This is a genomic window from Actinomyces ruminis (assembly GCF_002154335.2).
Lineage (GTDB): Bacteria > Actinomycetota > Actinomycetes > Actinomycetales > Actinomycetaceae > Actinomyces > Actinomyces ruminis.
Window position 1 is genome coordinate 1 of the sequence record NZ_MTPX02000079.1, and the last position, 8,927, is coordinate 8,927.

10 protein-coding genes and 4 pseudogenes are annotated in these 8,927 nt (G+C 70.1%); 3 read left to right on the top strand and 11 right to left on the bottom strand.

Annotated elements, in window-relative coordinates:
* A pseudogene (locus BW737_RS14420) lies at nucleotides 1-320 on the top strand (hypothetical protein); the annotation flags it as partial.
* A pseudogene (locus BW737_RS14425) lies at nucleotides 313-2,156 on the top strand (GAF domain-containing sensor histidine kinase). The pseudogenes BW737_RS14420 and BW737_RS14425, both read left to right, overlap by 8 nt.
* On the opposite strand, the gene BW737_RS14430 reads toward BW737_RS14425, so the two are convergent.
* From BW737_RS14430 to BW737_RS14475, 10 genes and pseudogenes are all read right to left on the bottom strand, one after another.
* Nucleotides 2,116-2,628: a hypothetical protein gene (locus BW737_RS14430; protein WP_143233402.1), complete on the bottom strand. Its 513-nt coding sequence runs from the start codon at nucleotides 2,626-2,628 to the stop codon at nucleotides 2,116-2,118. The pseudogene BW737_RS14425 and the gene BW737_RS14430 overlap by 41 nt on opposite strands.
* Before the next feature lie 122 nt (nucleotides 2,629-2,750).
* Nucleotides 2,751-3,041: a WXG100 family type VII secretion target gene (locus tag BW737_RS14435; protein WP_086616038.1), complete on the bottom strand. Its 291-nt coding sequence runs from the start codon at nucleotides 3,039-3,041 to the stop codon at nucleotides 2,751-2,753.
* A 12-nt stretch (nucleotides 3,042-3,053) separates the two neighbouring features.
* Nucleotides 3,054-3,458: a hypothetical protein gene (locus BW737_RS14440; protein WP_086616037.1), complete on the bottom strand. Its 405-nt coding sequence runs from the start codon at nucleotides 3,456-3,458 to the stop codon at nucleotides 3,054-3,056.
* Nucleotides 3,455-3,781, bottom strand: coding sequence for a hypothetical protein (locus tag BW737_RS14445; protein ID WP_086616036.1), 327 nt, complete (start codon nucleotides 3,779-3,781; stop codon nucleotides 3,455-3,457). Before BW737_RS14445 ends, BW737_RS14440 begins: the two co-directional genes overlap by 4 nt.
* Nucleotides 3,778-4,035, bottom strand: a complete 258-nt coding sequence (locus tag BW737_RS14450; RefSeq protein ID WP_086616035.1) for a hypothetical protein — start codon at nucleotides 4,033-4,035, stop codon at nucleotides 3,778-3,780. Before BW737_RS14450 ends, BW737_RS14445 begins: the two co-directional genes overlap by 4 nt.
* Nucleotides 3,993-4,586 (bottom strand): hypothetical protein, encoded by a 594-nt coding sequence (locus BW737_RS14455; RefSeq protein ID WP_143233403.1) that lies wholly within the window; start codon nucleotides 4,584-4,586, stop codon nucleotides 3,993-3,995. The genes BW737_RS14450 and BW737_RS14455 overlap by 43 nt, the downstream gene beginning before the upstream one ends.
* Before the next feature lie 208 nt (nucleotides 4,587-4,794).
* The gene (locus BW737_RS14460) at nucleotides 4,795-5,448 is read right to left on the bottom strand and encodes a response regulator (RefSeq protein ID WP_086616033.1); all 654 of its coding nucleotides are present in this window, start codon (nucleotides 5,446-5,448) and stop codon (nucleotides 4,795-4,797) included.
* A 105-nt stretch (nucleotides 5,449-5,553) separates the two neighbouring features.
* A pseudogene (mutM, locus tag BW737_RS14465) lies at nucleotides 5,554-6,581 on the bottom strand (bifunctional DNA-formamidopyrimidine glycosylase/DNA-(apurinic or apyrimidinic site) lyase).
* A 4-nt stretch (nucleotides 6,582-6,585) separates the two neighbouring features.
* Nucleotides 6,586-7,431: a ribonuclease III gene (gene rnc, locus BW737_RS14470; protein WP_086616032.1), complete on the bottom strand. Its 846-nt coding sequence runs from the start codon at nucleotides 7,429-7,431 to the stop codon at nucleotides 6,586-6,588.
* A pseudogene (locus tag BW737_RS14475) lies at nucleotides 7,431-7,924 on the bottom strand (YceD family protein). Before BW737_RS14475 ends, rnc begins: the two are co-directional and overlap by 1 nt.
* Between BW737_RS14475 and BW737_RS20135 the strand changes: the two are divergent.
* Complete coding sequence (locus BW737_RS20135; protein WP_420835767.1) at nucleotides 7,812-8,198, top strand: hypothetical protein; 387 nt, start codon at nucleotides 7,812-7,814, stop codon at nucleotides 8,196-8,198. The pseudogene BW737_RS14475 and the gene BW737_RS20135 sit on opposite strands and share 113 nt — an antisense overlap.
* Nucleotides 8,199-8,219: 21 nt before the next feature.
* On the opposite strand, the gene BW737_RS14480 is transcribed toward BW737_RS20135, so the two are convergent.
* Nucleotides 8,220-8,807 (bottom strand): ATP synthase subunit B family protein, encoded by a 588-nt coding sequence (locus BW737_RS14480; protein WP_086616031.1) that lies wholly within the window; start codon nucleotides 8,805-8,807, stop codon nucleotides 8,220-8,222.
* Nucleotides 8,808-8,927: the final 120 nt, after the last annotated feature.

An 8,927-nucleotide genomic window follows, 5' to 3' on the forward strand; every position in this document is an offset into this window, starting at 1 on the left:
AGCCCGGCGAGCACCTGGACGCCGCCACCGCCGACCGCCTGGTCGGGGACCTGCTGCACGCCGGCGCCGCGAGCGCCCCCGCCACCGCCCGCGGAGTGCTGCTGGTAACCCACCGCCTGTCCGCCCTGGCCGACGCCGACGAGGTGCTCGTCCTGGGCCTGCCGGGCGGCGCCGACAACTCACCCGACGCAGACGGCGCCGGCGGTTCCCTGCGCCTCACCCCCGCCACCGTCACCCGCCGCGGCACCCACGCGCACCTGGCCGTCGTCGACCCCGAATACCGCTGGTCCCTTGAACAGGAGCAGGAGACTCATGTCTGATACACCTTCCTACCCCGGCAGCCCCGGAACCAGCGCCACCGCCGCGCCGAGCGGCGAGACCGTCGGACTGTTCCGCGCCGCCCTGCGGCTGACGAGCTCGCTGAAGGTCCCCGAGGCCCTGAACCGGCTGGTCGACTCCGCCTGCGCCCTGACGGGGGCGACCTGGGGGACGATCGCCGCCCCCGGCGCCGCCGCGCTGACCGCCGGCACCGCCACCGCCTCCACCGACGAGTTGGTCACCATGATCGCCGGGGCACCGGAGGCCGGACCGGAGGACTGCGGGGTCGTCGTCCGCAACAGGCCCGCCGGCGACGGGCAGCGCTGCGGCTCGATCCTGTCCGCCCCGCTGCGAGTACACGGACAGGTCTACGGGCGACTGTTCCTATGCGACAAGCGCGGTGGGTTCACCGATGCGGACGTCACCGCCGTGCTCACGCTTGCGGAGGCCGCCGCCGTGGCGCTGGAAAACGCCCGCCTGTACCGGGAGGCCCGTGACCGCGAGCAGTGGATGGCGGTGTCCCAGGAGTTGACCACCATGCTGCTGTCCGGGGCCGACGAGGGCGACGCGCTGACCCTGATCGCCCACCGTGTACGCGAAGTCGCCCACGCGGACACCTCCGCCCTAGTGCTGCCCAGCGTGGGCGACACCTGGATCTGCGAGATTGCGGACGGGGGACACGCCAACGAGCTGATCGGCACCTTCTTCCCGCCCGAGGGTCGCGCCTTGAAGACGCTGGCGCACCGCACCGGGCTGATCGAGGACTCGCTGGCCGACGCCTGGGGCGCCTCCGACCTGCTGGTTGAGGAGCTGTCCCAGTTCGGCCCGGCCCTGTACGCCCCCATGATTCACCGCGGCCGCGGCGTGGGCGTGATGCTACTGCTGCGCGAGCAGGGGGCGGAGCGCTTCACCCAGCAGGACCTGGAGATCGCCGAACTGGTCGCCGCGCAAGCACCATGGCCTTCGAACTGGCCGATGCCCAGCACGCCGAGGAGATGGCCACGCTCCTGGACGAACGGGCGCGCATTGGCCGCGACCTGCACGACCTGGCGATCCAGCAGCTGTTCGCCACCGGGATGCAGCTGTCCGCCGCCCGCGACCGGCTGCGTGAGGAGGAGGCCGCCTCCGGCACCGACATGTCCGTGGCCTGTCAGGCGCTGGACGCCTCCCTGGCGGCGGTGGACGACTCGGTGCGGCAGATCCGCTCGATTGTGCGCTCGCTGCGTGACCGGGACGAGGACGTCAGCCTGGTGGAGCGGCTGCGGCGCGAGGCCTCGCTGGCCCGAACCTCGCTCGGTTTCGCGCCGTCGCTGATCCTGACCGTCGACGGTCACGGCCTGGCACAGGCGGAACGGGACCGGGAGGATGAGCTGATCGGCATCATCGACGCCGCGGTCGAGCCGGACATCGCCGATGACATCGTGGCCGTGGTGCGGGAGGGGCTGTCGAATGTGGCCCGCCACGCCCGGGCCTCCTCGGTGACAGTCGACGTGAAGGTGGAGGGCCTGCTCGCCTCGCAGCCCCCGGCCGGCCAGGACGGGGCCGCCTCCGGGGATGCCGAGCCCTTCCAGGGCGCGCCGGTGGTGGAGGTGGTGTGCCGGGACGACGGCGTGGGCGTGGACCCGCGGGTGACGCGCCGCTCGGGAACGGCCAACATGGCCGAGCGGGCCCGCCGCCACGGCGGCAGCTTCGTGATCGGCCCGCGCGCCCGCTCCGACGGCGAGCGGCGGGGTACCTGCTTCACCTGGCGGGTGCCACTCCATCGGGGTAGCCGAAGCGGGCTGCCTGATTACATGCTCAGTGGCGCGACCGGGCAGCCTTCTTCGCCGCCCTCCTGATAAGCCACCACTGCTGCATCTGGAACGGGTGGTCGTCAGGAAGACCTTCATACCTGTCAACTTGCTCCGGGTCCGCCACCAACAGCACGCCCAGATCCGCCATGCGCTCTCTTGTCGCAATCAGCATCTTGGCAGCGGCCACGGCCCCCGAACTAATCCACTCGCTTTCGATGTCATACGCTCCAACCAGCAACTCGGACCTGCCCTGGCCGATATCTTGTGCCATCGCCACCATCTTCACCACGCCAAGACTCCGCCGGACCCAGGGGACCAGCAGAGCCAGTGGAGCAACCATATACACGACGGGGGTAAGCAGAATGAGCTTGACCGCATGCCCCCGCCGCAGCGCGGCCCCGGTCCAGGGACCGTACTCGCGCAGGAAGGGATCGGCATCCCACGCCTCCAGGGAGAAGCCCTCCCGCCCCAGCACATCAACCACCACCCGCACCGCCTCCCGAGCAGGCAGTGCCACAACAAACCGGCGAGCCGGATACCTAGTACCGATCGAACTCACAGCCCACTCCTCCCCAACCGTTGACCGCGTAGCCGCCCCGTATCACAGGCAGCGAGCCCACCGATGACTCCCGCGGCTCCTCACAGCGACCACATACTGGCAACCTGCCGCTCCGCCGCCGCATAGAGATCATCGGCATAGCGTACGGCGGCGATGATCTCCATCAGCATCAAGCTCAGGTCCTGCCCCGATCGGGAAAGCGACCCATATGTGGAGTCCGCCGCACTGGCAGCCTGGCCGCTCCACTCGGCTTGTGCCACACCCATGCCTCCATCGAGCTGGCTCCAGGAGTACTCCCACTCCCCCTGCGCATGGGAAAGATCCTGGGACAGCCAGTCCAGCACACCATCCTTCACCACCAGGTCGCTCATTACTCGTACTCCTTATCTTCCTTGGCTGTCACGGATCTCATCCATCTGGTCAAGGGGTGTATCGGTTCTCCCTGAGCGCTGTTGCTCGCGCCACTGGGAGCGTAGGGATCGCATGTTGCGTTCCGCCTGTTCGCGCAGATGGCGGGCCTCCGGGGAGCGGTCGGCACCGGAGAGGACGTCCATGACAGTCGTCTGGCCGGCATCAATCCGGCTCTGGATCCTGCGCCAGTCCTCGCCCAACTCGCCCGAGCGCGCCATCCGCGCACGCTCCTCCTCCTGCTGGTCGAACCGTTCCTGTTCGGTCTCCCGCTGGCGCTCCAGTTCCCTTCCCAATGAACGGAGCCTGCCGATGATCGCATCCAGGTCAACGGCCTGCCCGGGCCAGTGCCGCGGCTCCGAACCAAATCCATAACTCATGCTCGCACCCCCGTCCCGCGTACAGCGGCCTCGCCAATGTTGATTACGGTGTAGGAGACCTCAACAATCTTGGCCTTGGCCTGCACCACCCCAGCTATCGCCTCGTATATCAGATTTAGGACGAGGTTGATTGCTCGTACGCATGAGAGAATCTCGTTGAGACTCAGCGCAATATCAGCCCCTGCCTTGATCCACCCGGCCACCGGGACGGTGGCATTCAGAGCGAGCTTACACAGCAGGTTGCTAATGGTCTTCAGCGCTTCACCTACCGCCCAAGCAGCGAGCTTCGCCACCGTGGCCACCTTGCCGACGATCCCGCTCACGTACCTGCCGCGTAGCTGAGCGCGATCGTGGCTCCACTGAGGGCGGTGATGAAGGCGTTGCAGGCCTCGGAGCCATCCCCCGTCCACTCCGAGAGGGCGGGCAGCACTGCAGAGTCGTTCTCGCCGATAGCAACGAGCGCCTTGTCCACATAGGACCAGGCGGTCGAGGCGCCGTCGACGACCCGCCAATCACCGGCGAACGGCTTATAGATCAGGTCATTGAGCAGCGACCAGCCGAAGAGCTGTTCAAACACCCAGTCCACAGAGCCGAGCAGGACGCCAGCGCTCCAGCGCATGTTGTCAATCTCAGAGGTAGGAGCTCGGGCGGCACGAGGTAGGAACTCGCGTCCTGGGCCTCCTCAATCCCCCGGTTGGCCGACTTCGCCTGGGCGTAACGGTTCTCGGCTCGATAGAACTGGTCCTCGTCATACCTTCGCAAGGCTTCACCAGAACCGTAAACCTGCTCAATGACCGATGGCTTTCCCCCACCGTAGTCGGGGCCTGCCGCCCGGGCCGCCGCGCCCAATCCGGGAAGATATATTCTCGGGTCCGTGAAGGGAAGGACGGTGTGGCCGCGCTCCCGGAGAATGCGGGCGGCCTCTTCATAGACCTGCCGGTCGGTCTCGACGTAGGTGTCCAGAGTGGCGTCTAGCTTCTTGCCCGTCCACTCGTGGGCCTCGCCCAGCTGGCGCACGGTGAGCTTTCCCAGCTCCACCACCGCGTCATTGAGCGGCTTGAGCGCTTTTAGGAGCGTTCCCAAGTCGGCGGAGTCCACCCGCGCCCACTGCTCTATGAACTGCTCCATGGTGGACAGGTGCTCTGTGCCCTGCCTGGACAACGTGGCCCCGCGAGGGACAGGTCCTCGTAGTCAACCTGCATCAGTGCGGCTCCCCTTCAGACGCGCCTTGCCCGCAACTCCCGCAATCTAACCGTCACCGGAACGTTAGGAAGGAGAACAGTCTGGAAAGAGACGCATGTCGCAAGGCCGCGGCCTTGCTGCGACAGTCCCCGTCTCAGGAGCGCCGCCAGCCGGAGGCGCGCTGGCCGGCCACCCAGGCGGCCACCTGGGTGCGCCGCTGCAGGCCCATCTTGGCCAGCAGCGAGGTGATGTGGTTCTTGACGGTCTTCTCCGCCACCCCGAGCCGCTCTCCGATCTCCCGGTTGGACAGGCCATCGCCGATGAGCTCGAGTACCTTGCGCTCGGCATTGGTCAGGTCGGCGGTGGGGTCGTCGTGATCGGCCCGACGGCGCGTCACCGTCCGCTCGTCCAGCAGCACCCGCCCGGAGGCGACCGCACGCACCACGTCGCTGATCTCGGCGCCGTGGACGGTCTTAAGCAGGTAGGCGCGGGCCCCAGCGTCCAAGGACTCGGCCAGTGCCTCGTCGTCGTCGAATGAGGTCAGCACGATGGGCAGGGCTTCGGGCACGGACTCGCGCAGCGCCTGCATGAGCTCAATGCCGGTGCCGTCGGGCAGCTGCAGATCTACGAGCACCACGTCGGGGCGCATCAGTTCGGCGCGACGGATGGCCTCCGCCTTGGAGCCGGCCTCGGCGACCACATCGAGCCCGTCGGCGCGTTCGATAATCTCGGCAATGCCGCGGCGAACGATCTCGTGGTCGTCCACGATCATGACGCGGACCGTTTCGGCCGCGGGAGCACTCTGCATACACCGGAGACTAGCAGCACCGGGACCTACGTCACAGTTGCCCGGCGGGCGGCGCCATGCCCACGGCTGGCACGAGACATACGCGGAGCAGGTGCGCCGGCGGCCTCAGCTGCGCGCCTGCCGCGGACGAGTCTGGCAGCGGGGGCAGAACACGTGGCTGCGGCCCCCGATCGTCTCGGCCCGCAGGAGCGTGCCGCAGCGTCGGCATTCCTGCCCGGCCCGCCCGTACACGGCCAGTGAGCGGGCGAAGAAACCGGCGGCGCCGTCGGCATCCACGTACAGGGCGTCGAAGCTGGTGCCGCCCGCGGCCAGTGCCCGTTCCATGACCTCGCCGGTGGCGTCAAGCAGTCGCGCCGTCACCCGCGGGCCCAGTGTCTTGCCCGGGCGCAGGCCGTGGACGCGGGCGGCCCACAGCCCCTCGTCGGCGTAGATGTTGCCGACGCCGGAGACGATGCCCTGGTCCATGAGCAGGGTCTTGACGGCCCGGTTGGAGCGGCGCATCTTGGCGACTGCGGCGGGGCGGTCCAGGTGCGGGTCGAGCAGGTCGCGGGCGATGTGAGTGACGTCGGCGGGGATCAGGGGCGCGGGGCTGCCCGCGCCGCCGGGAGCCCCGTCCGCGGTGGGCACCATAGCGACCACGCGCAGGCCGCCGAACATGCGCTGATCCACCAGGTCCAGCACCGCGCCGGTTGATGCGTCACCGGGGATGGGTCGCAGGCGCAGGCGCACGCGCAGGTGGCGCGGGCGGACGTCGGGATCGCTTGCGGGCTGCGGGGCGCGCGTGGCGGTCAGGTCCACCCGGGGCGCATCGGGGTCGCCAAGGAAGGCGCGGGCGGCGTCCCCGCCGGGTTCCCGGGCGGCCGCGACGGCGGTGCCGTGCACGAGCAACTGCCCGCTCATGCCCAGGTGGGCGACCAGGGCGGCCCCGTCGTCGAGCGGTAGCCACAAGAATTTGCCGCGGCGCACCGCCGCGGTGAAGGTGCGGCCCGTCAGCTGCCGCACGAAGCGTCGGGACCACCCTCCTGCCGGCGCAGCGGGCGCGGATCGAAGATCTCAACGCACTCGACCGTGCGGCCGGTCAAGTGGCGAGCCAGGCCGGCGCGGACCGTCTCGACCTCGGGCAGCTCCGGCACGGTCTCAGGCCCTCGTCGCGGCGACGTCGGCGGAATCGCCGACGGCGTCGGTGCCGGCGCCGACGGCGGCGCCGAGATCGGCGCGCAGGGCCTCATTGACCCCGGGCAGACTCAGGCCCCCGTCACCGCGCTCGGCCAGGATGGCGGCGTAGGCGGCCTCGGCCGCGGCATGCTCGGCGATCTTCTTGGAACTGCCGGAGCCCTCTCCATACACGCGGCCGTCCACCCGGGCGCGGGCGGTGAACACCCGGCGGTGGTCGGGACCCGTGCCCTCAACCTCGTAGCCGGGGTTGCCCAGACCGTGCACGGCGGTGAGCTCCTGCAGGCTGGTCTTCCAATCCAGCCCCGCCCCGCGCATGGAGGCGTCGTTGAGGAACCGGGACACCAGGCGCTCCACCACCACACGCACCGGCTCCAGCCCGGTGGTCAGATAGGTGGCGCCGATGAGGGCCTCCACGGTGTCGGACAGGATGGAGTCCTTGTCGCGACCGCCGTACAGGGCCTCGCCGCGGCCGAGCTTGATGAACTCGCCCAGGCCGAGGTCGCGGGCGACGGCGGCCAGGGCCGGCTCGGAGACGGTGGCGGCGCGCATCTTGGCCAACTGGCCCTCGGGCAGATCCGGGTGAGTGCGGTACAGATTCTCGGTGACGATAATGCCGAGCACCGAGTCGCCCAGGAACTCCAGGCGCTCATTGGTGGGCAGACCGCCGTGCTCGTGCGCCCAGGAGCGGTGGGTCAGCGCCAGATCGAGCAGGTCGGCGTCGATGCGTTCGCCCCAGCGGAAGAGGAGCGTGTCCACATCCTCGCGCGCCGGGGTGTCGACGCGCTTCTGCTTGCGCCGCGAGCTCATCAGTGCTGCGCCCCCTCGCCGTCGGCGGTGGATCCGGTGGCCTCGGCGTCGGTCCCGGCGGCGGCGTCCGCACCGGTGTCGGCGTCCGCGCCGTCGGCCAGCAGACTGGCCAGGGCGGACCAGCGCGGGTCGAGCTGCTCGTGGTGGTGGTCGGCGGGCAGGTCGTCCAGGCGCTCGCCGCAATGCGGGCACAGCCCCGCGCAATCCTCGCGGCACAGCGGCTGGAAGGGCAGGGCGAGCACGAGGCGTCGCGCAGGGCGGGTTCGAGGTCCAGAGTGGACTCGCCGAGGATGAACAACTCGTCGGCCTCTTCATCCCCCTCGGCGGCCTGGGCACGGGCGGCCTCCGGGGTGAAGTAGAGCTCGTCGAAGGAGACGGTGGTGTCCTCCTCGAGGTCGCGCAGGCAGCGCACGCACTGGCCCGCCAGGTGGACGTCGGCACGGCCGCGCACCAGCACGCCGTTGTCCAGGCTGGTCAGCTCCGCATCCACCACCAGTGGGCTGCCCTCGCGGGCGCCGATCATCTCGGCGCCGAGGTCGGCGGGGGCGGGGGTCTCCAGATGGATGTTTTTGAGCGACCCGACCTGCTGGGGCAGGTCGATGATGTCGACGACGAGTCCGGCCGTCGGGGCCATGGCATTCCTCCTGGATGGTCTGAAGTCGCAGGGCCGCACGCCGAAGGCGGCGCAGGCGAATCTACTCGCGGGCGGGCGCTCCAGCCTAGCGGCGGCGCTGTCGACCGGAACACCCGGCCGTGCGCCGTCCTGACCGAGCGCGCGGCCGCCGGTCCTACCGGCCGCCCTTGGACCAGTTGCGGGCGGCGGCCGGGTCCACGGACCAGCCGGCGAAGTGGCGGTTGGCCTCCTGCTGCTCCCGCTCGGCGTCGGCGGCGTCGGCGGCAGCGGTCTCCAGGCGGGCGGCCAGCGCGTCGCGGCCGGCCTGCACCTGCTCGGCGAGCTTGTCGATCTCGGTCTGCAGGGCGGCCAGGGAGCGGTCCGAGTAGTCGTCGGCGCCGTGGCGCAGCCGTGCGGCGCGCTCCTCGGCGGTGGAGATGATGGCGTCGGCGCGATCGTTGGCCATGCGCACGATGTTCTCCCCGGCGACCAGCCGCTCGGCCTCCTCCTGGGCGTGGTTGAGGATGCGCCGGGACTCCTCGCGGCCCTGGGCGAGAACGGCGTCGGCGTCGGCGACGATCTCCTCGGCCCGGTGCACCGCGGTGGGCACGGCCTGGCGGGCGCGGTCGATCAGGTCGAGCGCCTCCTGCCGGCTCACAATCGCGGAGGAGCTCATGGGCAGGGAGCGGGCGGTGGAGACGAGTTCATCCAGCTCATCGAGGATGCGTAGCAGGTCGTCTCCGGCGTCGGCGCGGGTGGTCACGGGTTCGTCCTTCGGTTCTGCGGGGTTAGGGGTTGTGATGCCGGGGGCCGGCCGGCGCGTCTGTGGCTTCGGCGGCCGGGGCGGGCGCCGTGCCGGGTGCCGGGGCGGTGAAGGCCGGCT

Coding starts and splice junctions, on each gene's coding strand:
- BW737_RS14435 (WP_086616038.1), bottom strand. CDS start 3,041: ATGAGCGACCTGGTGGTGAAGGATGGTGTGCTGGACTGGCTGTCCCAG.
- BW737_RS14440 (WP_086616037.1), bottom strand. CDS start 3,458: ATGAGTTATGGATTTGGTTCGGAGCCGCGGCACTGGCCCGGGCAGGCC.
- BW737_RS14455 (WP_143233403.1), bottom strand. CDS start 4,586: ATGGAGCAGTTCATAGAGCAGTGGGCGCGGGTGGACTCCGCCGACTTG.
- BW737_RS14460 (WP_086616033.1), bottom strand. CDS start 5,448: ATGCAGAGTGCTCCCGCGGCCGAAACGGTCCGCGTCATGATCGTGGAC.
- rnc (WP_086616032.1), bottom strand. CDS start 7,431: ATGAGCTCGCGGCGCAAGCAGAAGCGCGTCGACACCCCGGCGCGCGAG.